General features: G+C 67.4%; 17 protein-coding genes. 11 read left to right on the top strand and 6 right to left on the bottom strand.

Going from position 1 to position 20590, the window contains the following annotated elements:
* Nucleotides 1-48 precede the first annotated feature (48 nt).
* From DFLDMN_RS29345 to DFLDMN_RS29335, 3 genes are read left to right on the top strand one after another with little or no spacing between them, the layout of a single operon-like run.
* Entirely contained in the window at nt 49-840 is a 792-nt protein-coding gene (locus tag DFLDMN_RS29345) for a CheR family methyltransferase (RefSeq protein WP_423200609.1), read from the top strand.
* 2 nt (nt 841-842) lie between these two features.
* Nucleotides 843-1448, top strand: coding sequence for a chemotaxis protein CheB (locus tag DFLDMN_RS29340; protein WP_423199257.1), 606 nt, complete (start codon nt 843-845; stop codon nt 1446-1448).
* Between the two features lie 11 nt (nt 1449-1459).
* Nucleotides 1460-2596 (top strand): hybrid sensor histidine kinase/response regulator, encoded by a 1137-nt coding sequence (locus DFLDMN_RS29335; RefSeq protein ID WP_423199256.1) that lies wholly within the window; start codon nt 1460-1462, stop codon nt 2594-2596.
* Nucleotides 2597-2660: 64 nt separating this feature from the next.
* On the opposite strand, the gene DFLDMN_RS29330 is transcribed toward DFLDMN_RS29335, so the two are convergent.
* Nucleotides 2661-2882 carry a DUF2188 domain-containing protein gene (locus tag DFLDMN_RS29330; RefSeq protein WP_423199255.1) on the bottom strand — a complete coding sequence of 74 codons (222 nt, stop codon included), beginning with the start codon at nt 2880-2882 and terminating at the stop codon, nt 2661-2663.
* Between the two features lie 206 nt (nt 2883-3088).
* On the opposite strand from DFLDMN_RS29330, the gene DFLDMN_RS29325 reads away from it, so the two are divergent.
* Both DFLDMN_RS29325 and DFLDMN_RS29320 read left to right on the top strand, forming a co-directional pair.
* Nucleotides 3089-3400, top strand: coding sequence for a hypothetical protein (locus DFLDMN_RS29325; RefSeq protein ID WP_423199254.1), 312 nt, complete (start codon nt 3089-3091; stop codon nt 3398-3400).
* Nucleotides 3401-3509: 109 nt separating this feature from the next.
* Entirely contained in the window at nt 3510-4244 is a 735-nt protein-coding gene (locus DFLDMN_RS29320) for an alpha/beta hydrolase (RefSeq protein ID WP_423199253.1), read from the top strand.
* On the opposite strand, the gene DFLDMN_RS29315 is transcribed toward DFLDMN_RS29320, so the two are convergent.
* Nucleotides 4235-5056, bottom strand: a complete 822-nt coding sequence (locus DFLDMN_RS29315; protein WP_423200608.1) for a MipA/OmpV family protein — start codon at nt 5054-5056, stop codon at nt 4235-4237. The two genes, DFLDMN_RS29320 and DFLDMN_RS29315, sit on opposite strands and share 10 nt — an antisense overlap.
* Before the next feature lie 369 nt (nt 5057-5425).
* A complete protein-coding gene (locus DFLDMN_RS29310; protein ID WP_423199252.1) occupies nt 5426-5887 on the bottom strand; it encodes a two pore domain potassium channel family protein in 462 nt (153 codons plus the stop codon).
* A 196-nt stretch (nt 5888-6083) separates the two neighbouring features.
* Between DFLDMN_RS29310 and DFLDMN_RS29305 the strand changes: the two genes are divergently transcribed.
* A complete protein-coding gene (locus tag DFLDMN_RS29305) occupies nt 6084-11033 on the top strand; it encodes a response regulator (RefSeq protein ID WP_423199251.1) in 4950 nt (1649 codons plus the stop codon).
* A 42-nt stretch (nt 11034-11075) separates the two neighbouring features.
* Here the strand turns inward: DFLDMN_RS29305 and DFLDMN_RS29300 are convergent, their stop codons facing one another.
* Both DFLDMN_RS29300 and DFLDMN_RS29295 read right to left on the bottom strand, forming a co-directional pair.
* Nucleotides 11076-11717 carry a copper resistance protein CopQ gene (locus tag DFLDMN_RS29300; RefSeq protein WP_423199250.1) on the bottom strand — a complete coding sequence of 214 codons (642 nt, stop codon included), beginning with the start codon at nt 11715-11717 and terminating at the stop codon, nt 11076-11078.
* A gap of 377 nt (nt 11718-12094) precedes the next feature.
* On the bottom strand, nt 12095-12793 hold the full coding sequence (locus tag DFLDMN_RS29295; protein ID WP_423199249.1) for a CerR family C-terminal domain-containing protein: 699 nt from the start codon (nt 12791-12793) through the stop codon (nt 12095-12097).
* A gap of 106 nt (nt 12794-12899) precedes the next feature.
* Between DFLDMN_RS29295 and DFLDMN_RS29290 the strand changes: the two genes are divergently transcribed.
* The 5 genes from DFLDMN_RS29290 to DFLDMN_RS29270 all read left to right on the top strand — a co-directional run bounded on the left by DFLDMN_RS29290 (nt 12900) and on the right by DFLDMN_RS29270 (nt 19744).
* Nucleotides 12900-14027: an HlyD family secretion protein gene (locus DFLDMN_RS29290; RefSeq protein WP_423199248.1), complete on the top strand. Its 1128-nt coding sequence runs from the start codon at nt 12900-12902 to the stop codon at nt 14025-14027.
* A complete protein-coding gene (locus DFLDMN_RS29285; protein ID WP_423199247.1) occupies nt 14020-15597 on the top strand; it encodes a DHA2 family efflux MFS transporter permease subunit in 1578 nt (525 codons plus the stop codon). Before DFLDMN_RS29290 ends, DFLDMN_RS29285 begins: the two co-directional genes overlap by 8 nt.
* A 2-nt stretch (nt 15598-15599) precedes the next feature.
* On the top strand, nt 15600-17132 hold the full coding sequence (locus tag DFLDMN_RS29280) for an efflux transporter outer membrane subunit (RefSeq protein ID WP_423199246.1): 1533 nt from the start codon (nt 15600-15602) through the stop codon (nt 17130-17132).
* Nucleotides 17133-17178: 46 nt separating this feature from the next.
* Nucleotides 17179-18015: a mechanosensitive ion channel domain-containing protein gene (locus DFLDMN_RS29275; protein WP_423199245.1), complete on the top strand. Its 837-nt coding sequence runs from the start codon at nt 17179-17181 to the stop codon at nt 18013-18015.
* A gap of 166 nt (nt 18016-18181) precedes the next feature.
* Nucleotides 18182-19744: a phospholipase D family protein gene (locus DFLDMN_RS29270; protein ID WP_423199244.1), complete on the top strand. Its 1563-nt coding sequence runs from the start codon at nt 18182-18184 to the stop codon at nt 19742-19744.
* On the opposite strand, the gene DFLDMN_RS29265 is transcribed toward DFLDMN_RS29270, so the two are convergent.
* Nucleotides 19745-20389 (bottom strand): response regulator, encoded by a 645-nt coding sequence (locus tag DFLDMN_RS29265; protein ID WP_423199243.1) that lies wholly within the window; start codon nt 20387-20389, stop codon nt 19745-19747. It abuts the gene before it with no gap.
* Between the last annotated feature and the right edge of the window lie 201 nt (nt 20390-20590).

Below are 20590 nucleotides of genomic sequence, written 5' to 3'. Positions count from 1 at the left end.
GACGGTCTGGCCTCGGCGCAGTTGCCCGATGCCATCTTCGAGATCGAGATGGAGCTGCTGCTGGAGGCTATCTTCCGCCAGTACCAGCACGATTTTCGTCGCTACGCACGCGCGTCCGTGCGGCGCCGCCTGCAGCAGGCACTGGTGGATTTCGGCGTGGCCACGCTGTCGCAGCTGCAGGACCGCATGCTGCGCGACAGCGCGATGTTCGCACGCCTGCTGCAATACCTGACCGTGCAGGTCAGCGAAATGTTTCGCGATCCGAGCTACTTCCGTGCAATTCGCGAGCACGTGGTGCCGGTGCTGCAGACCTATCCCTCGGTCAACGTGTGGGTGGCGGGCTGCAGCACGGGCGAGGAACTGTGGTCGCTCGCGATCCTGTTCGAGGAAGAAGGCCTGGCGTCGCGCACGGTGTTCTATGCCACCGACATCAATCCGGAAGCGCTCGCGGCCGCTCGCGCCGGCGTCTACGATGTGGGCCGCCTGCGCGCGTTCGGGGACAACTATCTCGCCGCGGGCGGGCGCCGTTCGCTCTCGGACTACTATCACGCTGCCTACGGCAAGGCCAAGTTCAGCGCTGGCCTGATCCGCCAGTCGGTGTTTGCCGATCACAGCCTTGCCACCGATAGCGTGTTCCAGGAGGCGCAGCTGATCTCCTGCCGCAATGTGCTGATCTACTTCGACCGTGCGTTGCAGGATCGCGCGATCGGTCTGTTTCACGATGCGCTCGCGCGGCGCGGATTCCTCGGCCTTGGCAGCAAGGAAAGCCTGCACTTCAGCAGCCATGCCGGCGAGTTCGAAACCGTCGACGCGCGCGAGCGGCTTTACCGCAAGCTATGACCATGACCACGACGCTGCCCTGTCCGCGTGCCGCGCAATCGGTGGTGATCGGTGCGTCCGCCGGTGGCGTGGAGGCGCTCGGCAGGTTGCTGCCGCACTTGAGCGTGCCGTGCCGGGCGCGCGTGATCGTCGTCATGCACCTGCTGCCGGGCACGCCGAGCCTGTTGCCCGAGCTGTTTGCCGGGCGCTGCGCCTTGCCGGTATGCGAGGCGGAGGACAAGATGCCGATCCTGCCCGGTAACATCTATACCGCGCCGCCGGACTACCATCTGCTGATCGAGCGTGACGACGCTGACGCGCCGGATGCCTGCTTCTCGTTGTCCGTCGCGCCGCCGGTGCGGTATTCGCGGCCCTCGATCGACGTGTTGTTCGAATCCGCGGCCGTGGCGTGGCGCGAACAGGTGCTCGGGATCCTGCTGTCGGGCGCCAATGACGACGGCACCCGGGGCCTCCATGCCATCCGTGCCGGTGGCGGCGAGACCTGGGTGCAGTCGCCCGACAGCGCCGCCGTCGCGACCATGCCCCAGGAGGCGATCGCGCACGGCGCGGCCGATCGCATCATGCCGCTGGCCGAGATCGGCCAGGCACTGCGCCTTGCTTTCTGTTGAGTACGACCCCCATGTCACCTCCCATCAAGATCCTTGCCGTCGACGACATTGCCAGCAACCTGACGGCGCTCGACGCCGTACTGGCCAAGCCGGATGTCGAGATCGTCCATGCGAACTCGGGCGCGCAGGCGCTCGAGCTGTTGCTCGAGCACGAATTCGGCCTTGCCATCCTCGACGTTCACATGCCCGAGATGGACGGTTTCGAGCTGGCCGAGCTCATGCGAGGCAGCAAGCGCACCAGTCATATACCCATCCTGTTCCTGACCGCCGCGGGCGAGGACAGCCAGCGCGCGTTTCGCGGCTACGCGTCTGGTGCGGTGGATTTTCTGTTCAAGCCGATCGATGCGCGGGTGCTCGCCGCCAAGGTCGATGTGTTCGTGCAGCTGGCGCGCCAGAAGCAGCAACTGGCCGAACAGCTCAAGACCGCCGAGCAACTGCTCAAGACCAACGAGATGCTGATGGCGGTGCTGGCGCACGATCTGCGTACGCCGCTCTCGGCGATCATCGCCTCGGCATCGTTCCTGGGACGCTTCGGTGGCGAGGAAAAACTGCGTCCGGCCACCGATCGCATTCAGCGCAGCGGCGAACGCATGGCGCGCATGGTCGACCAGCTGCTGCATGTGGCACGGCTGCACGGCGGCCGGGTCCACCTCAATCCGCAGCCTGCCGACGTGCGCGCGATCTGCGCCGCGGTGGTCGACGAGTGCGAGGTGTCGCATGGCAAGGGGCGCATTGCGCTGGAAGCCACCGGCAATACCGAGGCCAGCGTCGACCCCGACCTGCTGGCGCAGGTCATGACCAACCTGATCGGCAACGCGCTGCATCATGGCGAGCCCGAGACGCCGATCACGGTTCGCGTCGATGGCGGGCAGGCGGCCAGCGTGGTGGTGGCGGTCAGCAATCGCGGCACGATCGACGCCGCGGTCCTGCCGCATATCTTCGAGGCGTTCCGCTCGGGCGGATCGGGCCTGGCCGCCGCGCAGGGCGGGGGTGGGGCGAATTCGCAGGGGCTGGGGCTGGGCCTCTACATCACGCGCGAACTCGTGACGCTGCATGGCGGCAAGGTCGAGGCAAGCTCCGGCGCGCAGGAGGGAGGCGGCACGACGTTCACCGTGACGCTGCCGCGCCGTGGCGCGGCAGCGTCCTGACTGTGCGGCGCGGGCGGCGAGGCATTGCCGCCCATCGCGTGGCGCTGACCCCATCCAGTGCCGTTTACCCCATCACGTGCCGCGGATCGTGCCCGTAGCTGTTGCGCGAGCGGATCTGCCCGTCGCGGCCGTGAATCAGCAGTTCCACCTGTTCGCGGCGTGCCCGCTCGGTGCCTGCGGCAATCGCTTCGTCCTGGTTCTCGTGGTGGGACTCGGCATAGCGCGACCCCTCGTGTATGACGTCCCAACCGGTGCCGTGCGGCACCACATGAAGGTTCGCTTGCATGTTCATCTCCTTGAGCGTGATGCTTTCATTATGGGCACTGGGCGGCGCGCGACCATCCGGCGCCGTCTGACACGCGCGACGGCCACCACACATCGGGCGCCCGGCAAGTGCGCGGCGACGCGCTTGCCACCGGGAGCCGCGCGCGATTTCGTGAGTTTTGCCGGGGCGCTTCTATGCTTGGAAAAGACGACGTGGAGGAGATGACCATGCAAGCGAGGTTCGCGCGCGGCATTGCGCAGACGCCCCTGACGGTGGCGGCCCGGGAATATCTGCTGGCGGAGGAGGCCGCCATGCCCGAGGTCGGCGACCTGGTGACCGTCCGTAGCCGCGACCAGGAAACCGAATTCAGCGTCCGCCTGAACGCCGTGGCGGGACCTGACCTGTGGTACGGCGTCATCTGTGCCATCACACGCGGCGCCGAGATGCTGGTGGTGGCGGAAGGCCTCGAGCTCGACGACGTCGTGAGTGTCCGCCGTGCCGAAATCGCGGCGGTGATCCGCGCCGATCACCATCACTGAACGCGGTTTTCGCTAGAACCGGAGCCGGCGGCGTTGCCGCCGCGACCCGGCTGCGGGTATGCTGCGACTGCACATCGTCAACATGCTCCGCTGCCGGACGCCTCCCCTCATGCCCGCTGCAACCCCTGCTGCACCCCCTGCTGCCGTTTCCGTCGCAACCTTGCCGCCGACCCGGCGCCTGACGGTGCCTGGCCCGGCCGGCGCGCTTGAAGTCCTGTTCGACCTTCCCGTGGGCGCGCCCACCGGCATCGCGGTGGTGGCCCATCCGCACCCGAGCCAGGGCGGTACCGCTGAGCACAAAATTCCCCAGGTGCTGGCGCGCGCGCTGCAGGCATATGGGTTTGCCACCGCTCGCCCCAATTACCGGGGCGTGGGCGCCAGCGAAGGCCGGTACGACGGTGGTCCCGGCGAGGCCGAGGACGTGCGGGCCGTGCTCGGGCACCTGCGGGCGCAGTACCCGGGTGTGCCACTCGCGCTTGCGGGATTCTCCTTTGGTGCCTACGTCATGACGCTGGCGGCGGGCCCGTTGCAGGCCGCCGGCGAGACCATTGCGCATCTGATCCTGAGCGGCATGCCCGCCGGTACGCTGTCGGCGACGCTCGCCTACGACACGCCCGCGATCGGTGCCATCGTGCCGGAGCCGCTGATCGTGCATGGCGAGCGCGACGAGCGCGTGCCGCTCGCCAATGTGTTCGCGTGGGCGCGGCCGCAGGAATTGCCGGTGGTCGTGATTCCCGGCGCGGGGCATTTCTTCACCGGCAAGCTGCCGGCACTGCGCACCGTGGTGGAAGGGTTCTTGCGCCGACCGGCCGCGAGCGCGGCCGGCGCGCAGCTTCAGAACTGATAGTTGAGCGAGATATCGCCGGTCAGGTTGGTCGAGCGTTGCACGATCGGGCTGCTCTTGGCGCCGCCTACCAGCTGCGATACGCCAAAGTCCGCGGTGGCGAACCAGTGCTTGTTGAACAGCCAGATCGCCGACACGCCGCCGCCATAGGACTTGATGCCCGCGCCCGGATGATGCTCCGGGTAGCCGGAGCGCGCCGACTGTTCGGCGCTGACACCGAACCAGGTCTGCATGTAGTTCGAATCGGCAAAGGTCATGGTCGGGCCGAGGAACCAGAAGAACTTCTTGTTGCTGCCGGGCATTGGCATATAGGCGCCGAGGTCGCCCACCCAGCCGTCCGAGCCGCCGAGCTGGCGGCGGATATTGGCGCGGATCACCAGCGGGAAGTCTTTCGACACCACATATTCGGCAAAGATCTTGGCCTCCGGCACGATGCCGATATTCCCCATGCCGCGCAGGTGGTCGTGGTCCTTTTTCTCGCGCCGTCCCATGTCGTAGGTCATGGCCAGCCCCGCGCGGAACTGCCTGGTATGGAACGCATTGAAGCCGATCCCCTCGCCGGTGGAGGCAAAGGCGAGATCGCGATAGCGGATATCGATGCTGGGCCCGCCGAGCGCGTAGTAGTCGCTCGCGCCCTCGTAGCGCGGTGCGATCCGCGCGGCCATGCCGATGCGGACTTCCCACTCGGGAATATCGGGCGCATACAGTTTGCGCAGCGGTACGCCCACCGAGTACTGCCATTCCGGCAACGGCGAGGGCGTCTGGGCCTGGGCCGGCACACTGGCCAGTCCGGCAAGGCCGGCCAGCCCCATCAGGCCGGCAAGGCGAAGGCGCGTGAGTCGACGCGTCGGGCTGGCCGGCCGCGCGCCGCGCGCGCGGCGTGCCAGCGCGAGCGGCATCGGCGAGCGCGAGCGGGCGGGAGGGAGCGCGGATGGATTCTTGTTGGTGATCGGCACGATTTCTCCGTTGTCAGACTGCCGTGGCATGACGGCAACTTATCTTTTCACCGAACGCCCGGTTGCCACAACTTCATCGAATCTCACATCCGTGTAGGAGGGACCCCGATTTCGCCGGCGCGGCCCCGTTCGTACCATTTGCCTCGGACGTGCGTGGTTGCCCGTCTTGTTGCCAGGCTTGATAGTCCGCGCCGATCTCGCTGGCTAGCCTGGTCGTGGCCCGGCCTAGTCTCGTTCGTCGAGCTCGTCGGCGCGCCAGTCGCGTCGCATCAGCAGGAACGTGAACGAGGTCGACCAGCCGATCAGCATCAGGCCGACCAGCGGCTGCACCGCGGCAACCAGCCGCAGCGGCCCTACGGGAAAGATATCGCCGATGCTCTGGGTGGTGAAGGTCTCGAGCGAGAAATAGACGAAGGCGGCAATGCCGTGGTCTGGCATGCCCTTGAGGGTGCCGATCTGGAGGACGCTGGTGCCGAACCAGTAGCCAAGCGCGAACACCAGCGCCTCGACGCAGTGTGCAATGATGATGAGCACCAGCATCGCACCGATGTTCACCTTGCCGCTCCAGTGGCGCGGATGGACATTCGAGATCAGGCGCAGCGCCTCGTAGTGGAGCGCCACGGTGATGACCGTGAGCGTCGTGGTGAGGAGAATCGCGATCAGGTAATGGGCCGCGGTCTCTGGCATCGGTGATCCGGCAGGTGAGCGGGGACGTGGTATTGAGCACTATACGCCCGTCGCGATGCCATCGGGTGCCGCGTTTGTACCGGTTGCGGCACGGGTCGCCACGCCGGCGCAGCGGGCACGATATCCGTGCAGGATGCGGGCGTGCGTGAACGGTGGGAGAATCGCGCGACGGCTGCCAGGCAGGCGGGAGAGGGGAATGACGACACCGGACGGGATGCCGCCGCCAACCGACGCGTGCGGGCCGAGCTTTCTTGCCGGCGGCGGCGAGATGGGCGCGCTGATCCGCGCCTTCGACTGGACGCAGTCCGCGCTGGGCGAACCCGCGCAATGGCCGCAAAGCCTCAAGACCGCCATCCGCATCATGCTGACCTCGCGCCAGCCCATCTGGATCGGCTGGGGCGAAGACCTGCTCATCTTCTACAACGATCCCTACAAGGCCATCATCGGCGGCCGCCATCCGCTTGCGCTGGGCCAGCCGACCGCGCGGGTCTGGCGCGAAATCTGGTCCGACATCAGTCCCCTGCTTGCCACCGCGATGACCGGTACCGAGGGCACCTTTGTCGAGCAGAAGCTCCTGATCATGGAGCGCAATGGCTACCCCGAGGAGACCTACTACACGTTCTCGTACAGCCCGGTGCCGGACGACCATGGCGGCACAGGCGGCATCATCTGCGCCAACAGCGACGATACCGAGCGCGTGCTCGCCGGTCGGCAACTGAGCCTGTTGCGCGAACTGGCCGCGTCCACCGCCGAGGCGCGCACGCTCGACGACGTGTGTCGCATGGCCATGCAGTCGATGGAGGGCAATCCGCGCGACCTGCCGTTTGCGCTGCTCTATCTCGGCGAGCGCGACAGCGACGTGCTGGCGCTGGCTGGCAGCACGGGCATCGCCGCGGATCATCCGGCCGCGCCGCCGTCGCTGCGCATCGGCGCGGACCGCCCCTGGCCGGTCGCTGCCGCCTTGCACGAGGGTGCGCTGACCGCGCTGGACGAGCTTGCCACGCGCACCGGCGGTCAGCCGCTGCCGGGCGGCGCCTGGAGCGTGGCGCCCACGCGGGCCGCGATCCTGCCGGTGCTACCGTCCGGAGAAACCTCGCGGCACGGTGTGCTGATCGTCGGGCTCAATCCCTACCGCCTGCTGGACGACGGCTACCGCAGCTTCCTGAGCCTGGTCGCGGGCCAGATCAGCGGCGCCATCGGCTATGTCCACGCGTACGAGGAAGAGCGCCGCCGCGCCGAGGCGCTGGCTGAGATCGACCGTGCCAAGACCACCTTCTTCTCCAATATCAGCCATGAGTTCCGCACGCCGCTGACGCTGATGCTCGGCCCCCTCGAGGAATTGCTGGGGCGCCCCGCCGAGGGCGGGGGGGCGGGCGACGGAGACCGCGAGCTGCTGACCATTACGCATCGCAATGGCATGCGGCTGCTCAAGCTGGTCAATGCCTTGCTCGACTTCTCCCGCATCGAGGCCGGTCGCGTGCAGATGCAGCCGCAACCGACCGACTTGCCGGGGTTTACGGCGGAACTCGCCTCGCTGTTCCGCTCGGCCATCGAGGCTGCCGGCATGCGCCTCGTGGTCGACTGCGCGCCGCTGCCGGAACCGGTGTCCGTCGATCGCACGATGTGGGAGACCATCGTGCTCAACCTGCTTTCCAACGCCTACAAGTTCACCTATGCCGGCACCATCGAGGTCGCGGTGCGGGCCGGCCACGGTGGCGACGTGCTGTTCAGCGTGCGCGATACGGGTATCGGGGTGCCCGAGGCGGAACTGCCGAGGCTGTTCGAACGCTTTCACCGCGTGGCCGGCGCGGTGGGGCGCTCGATCGAAGGCAGCGGCATCGGACTCGCGCTGGTGCAGGAACTCGTGCGCCTGCATGGCGGCACCATCGGCGTGGAAAGCCGGCTGGGCGAAGGCACGAGTTTTGTGGTCACGCTGCCGCGTGCGTCCGGTGCGTCCGGTGCGTCCGGTGCGTCCGGTGCGCGCCCGTCCGAGCCCGCACCGGCGCCCGCGCAGACCAGCACCCAGGCGCGCGCCTTTGCCGATGCGGCGATGCGCTGGGGTGCGTCACCGACGTTCCACGAGGACGTGTCCGAGCCGCTTGCCGCGCCCGCCGGCCACGGTGATGCCGCCGCGGGTATCGCCGCCGCCGATGCCGCCAGCGCGCGCGTGCTGGTGGTCGACGACAATGCCGACCTGCGTGACTACATGCGCCGGCTGCTCACCGGCGCCGGCTATGCGGTGGAGAGCGCCGGCGATGGCAACGAGGCGCTCGCGCTGGTGCGCCGCGCGGCTCCCGAGCTGATCGTCTCCGACGTAATGATGCCGGGCCTCGACGGCGTCGGCCTGGTCCGAGCCCTGCGCGAAGACGAAGCGTTACGCGATATCCCGGTGCTGCTGCTGTCCGCGCGTGCCGGCGAGGAAGCGCGCGTCGGCGGCCTGGCCAGCGGTGCCGACGATTACCTGATCAAGCCGTTCTCAGCGCGCGAACTGATCGCCCGCGTGGCCAGCAACCTCCAGCTGTCGCAACTGCGGCGCCAGACCGAGCGCCGTCTGCGCGACGAATCGCGCGTGCTCGAAGTGCTCAACAAGGTCGGCACGGCGGTCGCCGCCGAGCTCGACCTCGAACGCGCGGTGCAAGTGGTTACCGATGCGGCCACCGAACTGACCGGCGCGGCGTTCGGCGCGTTCTTCTACAACGTGCTCGACGAAGAGGGCGGGTCGTACATGCTCTATACGCTCTCGGGCGCGCCGCTGGAGGCGTTCGCAAAGTTCGCGATGCCGCGTAACACCGAAGTGTTCGCCCCCACGTTCATGGGCACCGGCATCGTGCGCTCGGACGACATCACGAAGGACCCCCGCTTCGGGCGCAATTCGCCGTATCACGGCATGCCCAAGGGCCATCTCGCGGTATGCAGCTATCTGGCGGCGCCGGTGGTATCGCGTACCGGCGAAGTGATCGGCGGGCTATTCTTCGGCCATCCGCAGCCGGGCATATTTACCGAGCGGGCCGAGCGGGTGCTGGTGGGGATTGCCGCGCAGGCAGCGGTGGCGATCGACAACGCCCGTCTCTACCAGGCGGCGCAGGCGGAGATTGCCAAGCGCACACGGGCGCAGGAAGCGCTGCATGAACTCAATGCGACCCTGGAGCGGCGCGTGGCGGAAGCCGTGGCCGATCGCGACCGCTTGTGGGAATTGAGCGAGGACCTGCTGATGGTGGCGGCCGCCGACGGCACGCTCGAACGCGTGAGCCCATCGTGGCAGCGCACCCTGGACCTCGCGCCCGAGCAGCTACTGGGTCGCGCGTGCCAGGCGCTGGTGCATCCCGAGGACCTCGTCGGCGTCACGGAGCAGCTGATCGCACTGCGCGGCGATGGCCATGCGGTGCGCTACGAATGCCGGCTCGGTGGCCAGCAAGGCCGGTGGCGATGGATTGCATGGACGCTGACGCTCGATCCCGCCTCGGGGCGTATCCATGGCGTGGGCCGCGATGTAACCGGCGACCGCGAGGCCGCGGAGGCGCTGCGGCATGCCGACGAAGCGCTGCGCATGGCGCAGAAGATGGAGGCCATCGGCAAGTTGACCGGCGGCGTTGCGCATGACTTCAACAACCTGTTGCAGGTGGTTGGCGGCAATCTGCAACTGCTGGCGAACGATGTGGCGGGCGATGAACGGTCAGCCGCGCGCGTGCGCAATGCGCTGGCAGGCGTGGCGCGCGGTGCCAAGCTCGCCTCGCAGTTGCTGGCCTTTGGCCGGCGCCAGCCGCTCGCGCCCAAGGTGGTGAACCTTGGGCGCTTTATTCGCGGGCTCGACGATATGCTGCGCCGCGCGCTCGGCGATGGGGTCGAGGTCGAGACCGTGGTCGCGGGCGGGCTGTGGAACACGCTGGTCGACCCGTTCCAGGTGGAGAACGCGCTGCTTAATCTCGCCATCAACGCGCGCGACGCCATGGCGGGACACGGCAAGCTCACCATCGAGGCCGGCAATGCCTCGCTCGACGAAGCCTACGCGCGCCGCAATGCCGACGTCATGCCCGGCCACTATGTGATGGTCGCGGTAACCGATACCGGCAGCGGCATGACGCCGGAGATCCAGGAACAGGTATTCGAGCCGTTTTTCACCACCAAGCCAGAAGGGCAGGGCACCGGCCTCGGCTTGTCGATGGTGTACGGCTTCGTCAAGCAGTCTGGTGGGCACGTCAAGATCTATAGCGAGCCGGGACAAGGCACCACCGTGCGCCTGTACCTGCCGCGCGTGCGCCAGCAGGAAGATATCGAGACCGATGTGGACGCCGGTCCAGCCAGCGGCGGCACCGAGACCGTGCTCGTGGTGGAGGACGACGAGGATGTGCGCGCCACCGTGGTGGAGATGCTGGCAAGCCTTGGCTACCGCGTGCTCAAGGCGCGCGATGCGCTGAGCGCGCTGGCCATCGTGGAGAGCGGCATGCCGGTCGATGTGCTGTTCAGCGATGTGGTGATGCCGGGGCCGTTGCGCAGCATCGAGATGGCGCGCAAGGTGCGCCAGCGCCTGCCGGGCATCGCGGTACTGTTCACTTCCGGCTACACCGACAACGCCATTGTCCATGCCGGCCGGCTCGACGAGGGCATCGAGCTGTTGTCCAAACCGTACTCGCAGGAAGCGCTCGCGCGCAAGGTGCGGCATGTGCTGACCAAGGGCGGCGCGGTGTTCGACAGCGTCCCGGTCGCCACGGCGCAGCAGTTGACGCGCGCGCCGGGGCCACTTGGACCGCAATTTGCCGGCCTGCGCCTGCTCTTCGTCGACGACGACGATCTGGTGCGTGCCGGCACGGCCGAGCTGCTGCGCTCGCTGGGTATCGACGTTGCCGAGGCCGCCAGCGAGGTCGAGGCCATGGAGATCCTGCGGCGCGACAACTTCGACGTGCTGCTGACCGACGTTGGCCTGGGCGCGGCCTCGGGCGTGGACCTCGCGATCGAGGCGACCCGTACGTGGCCGGCGCTCAAGGTGCTGTTCGTCAGCGGCTATGAATTTGCGTTGACGCCCGCCCAGCGCGATGCGCTGCCCCAGGCGATGGCGCTGCGCAAGCCGTACGCGTTGCAAGCCTTTGTCGATGCGTTGCAGACGGTGGTCGCAACAACGCCCGCTTCCGGGCAGGAGAGCGGGCGCTGATGGGATGACACCGGCCGGACAGCTGGCGCCGCCCGTGTCGACTCAGGCGTTGGCGCCGTCGGTGAACACGTCGAAGGTGCGCGACGGTTGGGCCGAGACACCGACGCGGTCCAGGCCGGCCACGGTGCGGGCACCGTCGGTAAAGACATCGCGCTGACCGTTGCGGGCACCGTCGACGAACGGGTTGCGTTCGCCGCGGACGTCACGGGCGCCGTCCAGGTACGGGTCGGCGGTGCGGCCCGGCTGGGCCGAGACACCGACGCGGTCCAGGCCGGCGACGATACGGGCACCGTCGGTAAAGACATCGCGCTGGCCGTTGCGGGCACCGTCGACGAACGGGTTGCGTTCGCCGCGGACGTCACGGGCGCCGTCCAGGTACGGGTCGGCAGTACGGCCCGGCTGGGCCGAGACACCGACGCGGTCCAGGCCGGCAACGATGCGGGCACCGTCGGTAAAGACATCGCGCTGACCGTTGCGGGCGCCGTCCGTGAACGGGTCGGCGGAGCGGGCACCGTCGGTGAAGCCATCGCGGTTGCTGATGCGGGCGCCGTCGGTGAAGACGTCACGGGCAGCGATACGGGCACCATCGGTGTACGGGTCGCGGGTGCCTTGTGCGGCTTGCGCGGTACCACCGATAAAGGCGGCGGCGAGGGCGGCGGCGGTGAGGATGGTCTTGGCATTCATGATTTCAACTCCGTTCGTTCTGGGCCAGGGTCGGGGCCCGATATCTGGATTCAGGAGGTTCTGGTCGGTGCCTTTATCTACTGCTAGATAGAGGTCTGGGGCCAAAAAAAGAACCGCCTACCGGTACTCGTTCACTGCTGTGCTGCTGGTCGGTGCCGCGGGGTTTGTTGTGCAGCGCTGTCCATGGCTCGAATATTATCTACTAGTAGATAGATAAGCAAGGGGAATTTCGGCGGGATGACGCCGGGGCCGCCGATTTTTCGCAAAGAAGGGCCGCGCCGGCGTCCGATTTTTCTATCTAATGCATTGATTTTTATGGGAATTCTATTAAAACAAGGGGACGGCCCCGCGTGATTAGAGCAATCGCTCTAATCACGCTAGACGCGCGCCGCGACCAGTGCGCGCAGCAGCAGCCGGGTCTGCTCGCGAATGACACGCTGGATGCGTGCGGTTTCCTCTGGCCCGAGCGCCTCCCACCCCAGTGCGCGCATCACGTTGCGCTTCTTCATCGGGAACGCCGCGCCCTGCCCGTCGATGGCGATGGTGCGAATGCGCGTGATCTCGTCATCGGCCGGCCGCCCCGTCAGGCGCCCGATCAACGCGCTGGTCACGCCGAAGAGCCGGCGGTTGAGTCCCCGCTCGAAAACCGCCGCCGCGGCCGGTGGCCCCAGTCCGGCACGCTCGCGGGCGAGAAACTGGCGCCAGGGGTCGGTACCCGCGTTGTCCGTGGCAAAGCCGATGAACTGCGCCTGGATCGCCAGGTAGGCCTCGATCAGCGCGTCGTCGCTGGCGTCGGGTTGCGCGAGCAATGCTTCCGCCGCCGACACGTTGTGGTCGAGTCGCACCCAGCAGAGATCGACGATGTACTGGATGCAGGCCAGATAGACGCCTTCCTTGTTATCGAAGTAGTACTGCAGCGCCGGCGCGTTGACGCCGGCCGCGCGCGCGATATCGCGCGTCGACGCGCCATCGAAGCCATGCGTGCCGAACAGCCCGAGCGCCGCTTCGATGATGCGCGCACGGGTTTCCTCGCCACGCTGGTAGCCGCCTTCCGCCGCGGGCCGGTGTCGCGCCATGTCTCAATGTCCTTCCGAATTTCGCATAGCCGAAATATAACAGTTGACACATTTTTTCCAAGTGGAATAATTGTGCGCTGATTTCGCCAATGCACGACGCGTCCCCATGTCTGCTTCCTCCTCCGTCCATCCCACTCCCAATCCAGCGGCGGGAACGCCGGCGCAGACCGGCGCCGGGCGTCCCGCGCGCGGCCTGCGCCGGCGTTCCTTGTTGATGATCGTTGGCGCGCTGGCGCTGATCGCGGCCGCGGCCTACGGCGTGCACTGGTGGGTCTACGGCCGCTATATAGAAAGTACCGACGACGCGTATCTGCAGGCCGACAGCATTGCCGTTGCACCGAAAGTCAGCGGTTACGTCGCCGAGGTCTTCGTGCGCGACAACCAGCAGGTCAGCGCCGGCCAGGCGCTCGTGCGACTCGATAACCGGCAGTACCAGGCGGCGTTCGACGAAGCCCAGGCCAACGTCAATTCGCGCCAGGCAGACGTGGCGCGTGCCGAGGCCGACCTCGTCCAGCAAAAGGCCCGCATCGCGCAGGCCGCCGCCCAGGTCGCGGGCGCCCGCGCCGACGCCCGCTATGCGGCGTCGCAGGTGGAGCGCTATGCACCGCTGGTCAAGTCCGGCGCCGAGACGGAAGAACGCAGTGCCGAACTGCGCAATGCGCAGACGCGCGCATCGACCACGCTGTCCGCCAACGAAGCCGCGCTCCATGTCGAGCAGACCCAGATCAGCACGCTGCAGGCCCGCCTGCAGCAGGCGCGCGCGCAACTGGAGGTGGCCGAGGCGAGCGCGCGCCAGGCCCGCCTCGACCTCGACGACACCGTGGTGCGCGCCACCCAGGCCGGCCGCGTGGGCGACCGCGGCGTGCGCGTGGGCCAGTTCGTGCAGCCGGGCACGCGCCTGCTGACGGTGGTGCCGGTGCAGGACATCTATCTGACCGCCAACTTCAAGGAAACCCAGGTCGGGCGCATGCGCGCCGGCCAGGCCGTGACGATCCACGTGGATGCGCTGCCTGGCGAGGACCTCCACGGTACCGTCGATAGCCTGTCGCCGGGAACCGGCTCGCAGTTCGCGCTGCTGCCCGCGCAGAACGCGACCGGCAACTTCACCAAGATCGTCCAGCGCGTGCCAGTGCGCATCCATGTCGACGTGCCCGGCAACGCGCGGCCGGTGCTGGTGCCGGGCCTGTCGGTGGTAGTCGACGTCGATACCCGCGCTGGAGCCACGCATGGCTGACAGCCGGCCGGCCGGCCAGCAGCAGCCCAACGCCACGGCCGCGGACTGGATCGCCGTCGGCGCGGGCTCGCTCGGCGCGCTGCTCGCCACGCTCGATATCTCGATCACCAACTCCGCGCTGCCGCAGATCCAGGGGCAGATCGGCGCGGCCGGTACCGAGGGCACCTGGGTGTCCACCGGCTACCTGATGGCCGAGATCGTGATCATTCCGCTGACCGCATGGCTTACGCGCGTGTTCGGCCTGCGCCGGTTTCTGATGTGGAACGCATTGCTGTTCACGGCGTTCTCGATCATGTGCGGCATGGCACATAGCCTGCCCGAAATGGTGATCGGCCGTATCGGCCAGGGCTTTGCCGGCGGCGCGATGATACCCACCGCGCAGACCATCGTGCGCACCCGCTTGCCGCGCCACCAGATGCCCATCGGCATGTCGATGTTCGGCCTGATCGTGCTGCTGGGACCGTTGCTCGGGCCCGTGGTGGGCGGCTGGCTCACCGAGAACGCCAGCTGGCGCTGGTGTTTCTTCCTGAACCTGCCGATCACGGCGTTCCTGGTGCCGCTGCTGTACTTCGGCCTCAAGGCCGAGCGTCCCGACTATCACCAGTTCGTCAATGCCGACTGGCTCGGCATCGTAGGGCTCTCGATCGGGCTGAGCTCGCTCACCGTGGTACTGGAGGAAGGCCAGCGCGAGCAATGGTTCGAATCGCACCTGATCGTCTGGCTATCGATCATCTCCGCGCTTGGCATCGGCATGATGCTGGTGGGGCAAGTCACCGCGAAGAAGCCCATCGTGCGCCTGCGCCTGCTGCTCAACCGCAACTATGCAAGCGTGATCCTGATCGTCTCGACGGTCGGCGCGGGCTTCTATGGGGTGGCGTACCTGCTGCCGCAGTTCCTCGCCAATATCGCCGGCTACAACGCCGAGCAGGCGGGCGGCATCATGCTGCTGTCCGGCCTGCCGGCATTCCTGATGATGCCGATCCTGCCGCGGCTGCTCGGCAAGGTGGATAGCCGCTGGCTCGTCATCAGCGGCCTGGTGCTCTACTTTGCCAGCTGCATGCTCGACATCTCGCTGACCACCGACAGCGTGGGGCACGACTTCACGCTCTCGCAGATCCTGCGCGGGTTTGGCCAGATCCTGGCGATGATGCCGCTCAACCAGGCCTCGATGGCCGCGGTGGCCGCCGAGGACGCCGGCGACGCCGCCGGGCTTTACAACATGGCGCGCAACCTCGGCGGGTCGATCGGGCTGGCGCTGCTCGGCACGCTGATCGACCGCCGCAATGCCTATCACGATGCGGTGATCCGTGAGTCCGTCACGGCCAACAGCACCATCGGCCAGGACCATATGACGCAAAGCATCGCGAGCTTCGTGGCACGGCATGGCGACCTCGCGCAGGCCAAGCTGCAGGCGATCGCGCAATTGTCGGGCGAGATCGCACGGCAGGCTGCGGTGATGACCTTTTCCGAAACCTTCTATGCGCTTGGCGTGGCCCTGCTGTTGTGCGTGCCGCTGGCGCTGATGCTCAAATCGCCGCGCGCCGGGGCGCCCCTGTCGAGCGGCCACTGATCATGACTTCCAAGCCTTTCGTTGTGCGCGCGTTGCCGTCGCCGGTCCCTGCCGGGGCGGCGCGCCTGGTTTCGCGCGCGGTCCCATATCTGGTTCCGCGCCTGGCAATACTCGCGAGCGCGCTGGTGACCGCCGGCTGCATGGTCGGGCCCGACTATCGCGGCGCACCGGAGGTCGCGGCCAACGCGCTGGCCGGCCAGCCTTTCCCGCACGCGCCCGCGCCCGCCACCGCCGCACCGGGGGTGGCCGACTGGTGGCACGCGATGGGCGATCCCCAGCTCGACGGGCTGATCGACAGCGCGCTGGCCAACAGTCCCGACCTGCGCGCGGCACAGGCGCGGGTGCGGCAGGCGCGCGCCGGCCTGCGGGGTCGAAAAGCCAACCTGATGCCCACGGCCAGTGTGGACGCGGCAATGCTGCGCACGCGCTCGCCCGACCTGTCCGCGCTCGGTGGCAACGGCAATGGCGATGGCGGCAGCGCATCGGGTGGGCGGGGTCCGCTGTCGCTCTATATCGCGGGCTTCGACGCCAGCTGGGAGCTCGACCTGTTTGGCGGCACGCGGCGCTCCGTGCAGGCGGCCGCCGCCGACGCCGAAGCGTCCGCGGCGGAGCTGGCCGATGCCCATGTGCAACTCGCGGCCGATGTGGCGCAGGCCTACGTCAACCTGCGCGAGCAGCAGGCCAGTCTGGCCCATCTGCGCGCGTCGGCGCAGCTCGAGGCCGATATCCTCGATCTCGCCGAGCAGCGCCGCGCGCGTGGCGTGGCCTCGCAGCTGGAAGTCGAGCGGCTGCTGACGCAGCTCGAGAACACGCGCGCACGGATCGCCCCGGTGGAGGCGGCAATCGTCGAAGCCAGCGACCAGCTGGCGCAGCTCACGGGCCGCGCGCCGGGAGCGCTCGATGCGGAACTGACCGCCGCGCGCCCGCTGCCCTCGTTGCCGGAGACGGTCGCGGTGGGCGATCCCGCTGCGCTGCTCAAGTCCCGTCCCGATATCCGCGCCGCCGAACGCCGGCTGGCCTCCCGCACCGCGCAGATCGGCGCCGCCAAGGCCGACTGGTTCCCGAAGGTGTCGCTGCTGGGCTCGCTCGGTTACTCGGCGGCGGTGCCCGGGCATCTGCTGCGCAAGGACAATGCGACCTGGCTGACCTTGCCGCGGCTGCAATGGAACGCGCTCGATTTTGGCCGGGTTGCGGCCAATGTCGATAGCGCCGAGGCAGGTCGCGACGAGGCGCTGGCCAATTACGAAAGCACGGTGCTGAAGGCACTGCGCGATGCCGATGTGGCGCTGTCGCGCTACGGCCACCAGCGCGAAAACGTGGCCGTGCTGCGCCGCGTGGAAGCATCCGCCGAACGCGCCGCCACGCTGCAGCAGCAACGCTATCGCGCCGGCACCGCCAGCATGCTCGAATGGCTCGACGTGGAACGCACGCGCGTGGTGGCGCAGCAGGACCGCATTTCGGGCGATGCCACGCTGCTGCGCGACTATGTGTCGCTGCAGAAGGCGCTCGGCCTGGGCTGGACGCCGGCCAGCTGACGCATTGGCGTAGACTGCGGGCTGGCCGATCCGAATTCCGCGCCCCATGCAATTCAACGTCAACGACAGCATTCTCGTCAATATCGTCACCAGCGCGATCATCGTCCTGCTGGGCACGCTGCTCGTCAAGCTGATCAACCGCTTCTTCCAGGCCCGTCTGCAGGCTGACAACCGTGGCAGTTACCGTGCCTGGACCGTCGCCATCCGCAACCTCATCGCGGCGGTGGTGTTCATGCTGCTGCTCGGCATCTGGGTGTCGGAGCTGCGCAGCGTGGCGATCTCGCTGGCGGCATTCGCGGCGGCCATGCTGCTGGTCGGCAAGGAACTCGTGATGTGCTTCCTGGGGGCGTTCATGCGCATGATCTCGCGCCCGTTCCAGTTGGGCGACCTGGTCGAGATTGGGCCGTTCGGCGGGGAGGTCATCGATATGGACGTGCTGTCGACCACGCTGGTGGAAGTGGCGCCCGCGCGCCAGTACACGGGCTTTACCGTGCAGGTGCCCAACAGCATGCTGCTGACCACGGCGGTGCGCAATCATTCGCAGGCCGGCGCCTACGCGCTCGACATGGTCCGCATTCCGCTTGCCCTGGGCGCGCATCCCGACCAGGTCGAGGCGCATCTGCTCCAGGCCGCGCGCGAGGCGTGCGCGCCGTTCATGGACGAGGCCGGCCGCGAGCTGCGGCGCTACGGGGACATGCGCTTCGTCGACCTGTCCCAGTTCGAGCCGCGCGTGATCTTCGACCCGATCGATGCCACGCGCTTCGATGCCGTGGTGCGGTTTCCGGTACCGATCAGCTCGCGCCTGCCGATCGCGCAGAAAATCGTACGCGCGTATTACCGGCTTCAGGCCGAGGCGACCGTGGCGCCGGCGGTCATCCCTTGAGATGATTTCCGAAAGTCAGGCATCGGTGTAATGTCGCGGCTGTTGGATGGCGACGCTGAAGCGCCAACCGTCGAAACGGGGACGTCGAGGAGATAGCACCATGGCGGAGCGCACCATGGGGTGGTGGCAATCGCTGGTATCCGCCTGCAGGGCCGCCCGAGGGCCCATGCCGGGCTGGCCTGTGACAATCGTGCTGGTGCTCCTGCTGCAGGCGGGCTGCAGCGCCCTGCCGCCCAACGACGGGCGCACGGTGTCGAAGGCCGTCACCAACACGGCCGATACCCAACTGGGCCAGGTGCTGGCCCCGCGCCTGGCAAAAACGCCCGGAAAGTCCATCTTCTACCCTCTGAGTAGCGGCCCCGACGCGCTCGCCGCGCGCATGGCGCTGGCGCGGGCCGCGAGCAGGTCGCTCGACCTGCAGTACTACATCTTCGATGCCGACCAGACCGGGAGCGCATTGATCGGCGAGATGATCGACGCCGCCGATCGCGGCGTGCGCGTGCGCATCCTGCTCGACGACCTCCATACCGACCGCACCGATCATGTCTGGGCCGCGCTCGATTCGCACCCCAATATCGAGGTCCGCCTGTTCAATCCGTTTGCCAACCGCGACGCGCGCTGGCTGGAGTTGCTGACCAACTTCAGCCGGCTCGACCGGCGCATGCACAACAAGCAGATGACCATCGATAACCTGGTCACCATCGTCGGCGGACGCAATCTTGGCGACGCGTATTTCTCGGCGCGTCCCGATGTCGACTTCTCCGATCTCGATGTGATGGTGGCCGGCCCCGTCGTGCCGTCGGTGTCGGCCGTATTCGACGAGTACTGGAACAGCGAGAATGCCTATCCCGTCGGCAAGCTGGTGCCAGAGACCAAGGAATCGCCGGCCGAAATGCGCGCCCTGCGCCAGCGCATCGCCGCGCAGGGCGAGGCCGCGCGCGCCAGCCCCTATGTGCAGGAACTGCTCGACTCCGGGCTCGCCAAGGGTATCGAGGCCGGCCACCTGCCGGGCTACGTGGGGGGCGCGGAGGTCATCGCGGACAAGGCCGACAAGGTGGAGCAGGATCCCGACGATCCCTCCACCCACGCCATTCCCAAGCTGCGCAAGCTGCTGGAGCAGGCGCGCAGCGAACTCGTGCTGGTATCGCCGTATTTCGTGCCCGGCGACGGTGGCGTCAAGTGGCTGGCCGGCATGGTGCAGCGCGGCGTCAGGATCCGCGTGCTGACGAATTCGTTTGCCGCCAACGATGTCGCCGCCGTGCATGCCGGCTATGCGCCGCGCCGCAAGGCGCTGCTGAAGGCGGGCGTCGAGCTCTACGAGCTGAAGCCGACCGCGTTTGCCGACCTGGCGCGCACCACCAAGAAGCCGCGCATGTTTGCGTCGTCGCGCGCGAGCCTGCATGCCAAGGCATATATGGTCGATCGCCATCAGTTGTTTATCGGCTCGCTCAACCTGGACCCGCGCTCGATCAAGCTCAATACCGAAATGGGGGTGGTGCTCGACAGCCCGGTGCTGAGCCAGCGCATGGCCGACAACATGGACAAGACGCTGCCCGATGTGGCCTACAAGGTGGAACTGCGCAAGGATGCGGGCGGCGGCGAGACCATGACGTGGACCACGCGCGAGGACGGCAAGACGATCACGTACGACAAGGAGCCGGGCATGGGATTCTTCCAGCATCTCGGCATCGGCGTGCTGCGTCTGCTGCCAGTCGAGGACGAGCTCTGATCAGTCGGCGTCGCCGAGCAGGCCATTGGCCTTCGCATACTCGTACAGCTCGTAGTCATTGGAAAGGCCGAGCTTCTTCATCGCCACGCTCTTCTGCGCGCTGATGGTCTTGGCGCTGCGATTGGATTCGCGCGCGATCTCGACCAGGGGTACGCCTTGCGCGCAGCGCCGCAGCACTTCGAGTTCGCGCCGGCTCAGGCGTGGCAGAGCCTCGGGTCTGTCGGCATGGGCCGTCGACAGCATGGCCTGCACCGAGGGCGTGATGTAGTGCTGGCCGCGAAAGGCCGCACGGATCGCCGGGAACAACTGCTCGACGTGGTCGGCCTTGTTCACGATCGACGATACGCCGACCTTCCAGATATTGCGGATCAACGCGGGATTGTCGAGCATCGTCATGACGACGATGCGGGTGGTGGGATAACGGCGCCGCAGCACTTGCAGCATGGGAAGTCCGTCGCCGATCTGGCCGCCGGGCATCGCATAGTCGGTCACGATGACGTCGCATGGCGTGCGCTCGAGTAACTGGATCAGCTCGGTCGAGTTGGCGGCCTGTCCGACCACCGTAAATCCGTCGCCGTGGGCTAACCCGCGACAGATTCCATCCAATACGACGGGATGGTCGTCTGCGACGAGAACCTTGATCATGGCCTCCGGCCTCTTCCTTACATGCTTGGTGTGGCTTGCCTGGATACAGCCAGGCGACTGGTGTTGTGGAGAGCGGTGCCAATCTTAGGATTTCTCTTAGTTCAGTGGGCTAGGGCAAGACTTAAATGCATGCAAGCGCCACCGCCAATTCTTGAAACCCTGAGAAATCGCCGCGCGGACTCCAACAAACTAGGAGGAATG

It is taken from the genome of Cupriavidus sp. H19C3 (assembly GCF_049393815.1).
Taxonomy (GTDB): Bacteria; Pseudomonadota; Gammaproteobacteria; order Burkholderiales; family Burkholderiaceae; genus Cupriavidus.
The sequence above is the reverse complement of the archived record's forward strand: the minus strand, read 5'-3'. Positions and strand labels throughout refer to the sequence as shown.

What these genes read in the sequence shown, in the direction of transcription:
- DFLDMN_RS29345 (WP_423200609.1), top strand. Translation starts at nt 49, where the DNA reads ATGGAGCTGCTGCTGGAGGCTATCTTCCGCCAGTACCAGCACGATTTT.
- DFLDMN_RS29340 (WP_423199257.1), top strand. Translation starts at nt 843, where the DNA reads ATGACCACGACGCTGCCCTGTCCGCGTGCCGCGCAATCGGTGGTGATC.
- DFLDMN_RS29335 (WP_423199256.1), top strand. Translation starts at nt 1,460, where the DNA reads ATGTCACCTCCCATCAAGATCCTTGCCGTCGACGACATTGCCAGCAAC.
- DFLDMN_RS29330 (WP_423199255.1), bottom strand. Translation starts at nt 2,882, where the DNA reads ATGCAAGCGAACCTTCATGTGGTGCCGCACGGCACCGGTTGGGACGTC.
- DFLDMN_RS29325 (WP_423199254.1), top strand. Translation starts at nt 3,089, where the DNA reads ATGCAAGCGAGGTTCGCGCGCGGCATTGCGCAGACGCCCCTGACGGTG.
- DFLDMN_RS29320 (WP_423199253.1), top strand. Translation starts at nt 3,510, where the DNA reads ATGCCCGCTGCAACCCCTGCTGCACCCCCTGCTGCCGTTTCCGTCGCA.
- DFLDMN_RS29315 (WP_423200608.1), bottom strand. Translation starts at nt 5,056, where the DNA reads ATGGGGCTGGCCGGCCTTGCCGGACTGGCCAGTGTGCCGGCCCAGGCC.
- DFLDMN_RS29310 (WP_423199252.1), bottom strand. Translation starts at nt 5,887, where the DNA reads ATGCCAGAGACCGCGGCCCATTACCTGATCGCGATTCTCCTCACCACG.
- DFLDMN_RS29305 (WP_423199251.1), top strand. Translation starts at nt 6,084, where the DNA reads ATGACGACACCGGACGGGATGCCGCCGCCAACCGACGCGTGCGGGCCG.
- DFLDMN_RS29300 (WP_423199250.1), bottom strand. Translation starts at nt 11,717, where the DNA reads ATGAATGCCAAGACCATCCTCACCGCCGCCGCCCTCGCCGCCGCCTTT.
- DFLDMN_RS29295 (WP_423199249.1), bottom strand. Translation starts at nt 12,793, where the DNA reads ATGGCGCGACACCGGCCCGCGGCGGAAGGCGGCTACCAGCGTGGCGAG.
- DFLDMN_RS29290 (WP_423199248.1), top strand. Translation starts at nt 12,900, where the DNA reads ATGTCTGCTTCCTCCTCCGTCCATCCCACTCCCAATCCAGCGGCGGGA.
- DFLDMN_RS29285 (WP_423199247.1), top strand. Translation starts at nt 14,020, where the DNA reads ATGGCTGACAGCCGGCCGGCCGGCCAGCAGCAGCCCAACGCCACGGCC.
- DFLDMN_RS29280 (WP_423199246.1), top strand. Translation starts at nt 15,600, where the DNA reads ATGACTTCCAAGCCTTTCGTTGTGCGCGCGTTGCCGTCGCCGGTCCCT.
- DFLDMN_RS29275 (WP_423199245.1), top strand. Translation starts at nt 17,179, where the DNA reads ATGCAATTCAACGTCAACGACAGCATTCTCGTCAATATCGTCACCAGC.
- DFLDMN_RS29270 (WP_423199244.1), top strand. Translation starts at nt 18,182, where the DNA reads ATGCCGGGCTGGCCTGTGACAATCGTGCTGGTGCTCCTGCTGCAGGCG.
- DFLDMN_RS29265 (WP_423199243.1), bottom strand. Translation starts at nt 20,389, where the DNA reads ATGATCAAGGTTCTCGTCGCAGACGACCATCCCGTCGTATTGGATGGA.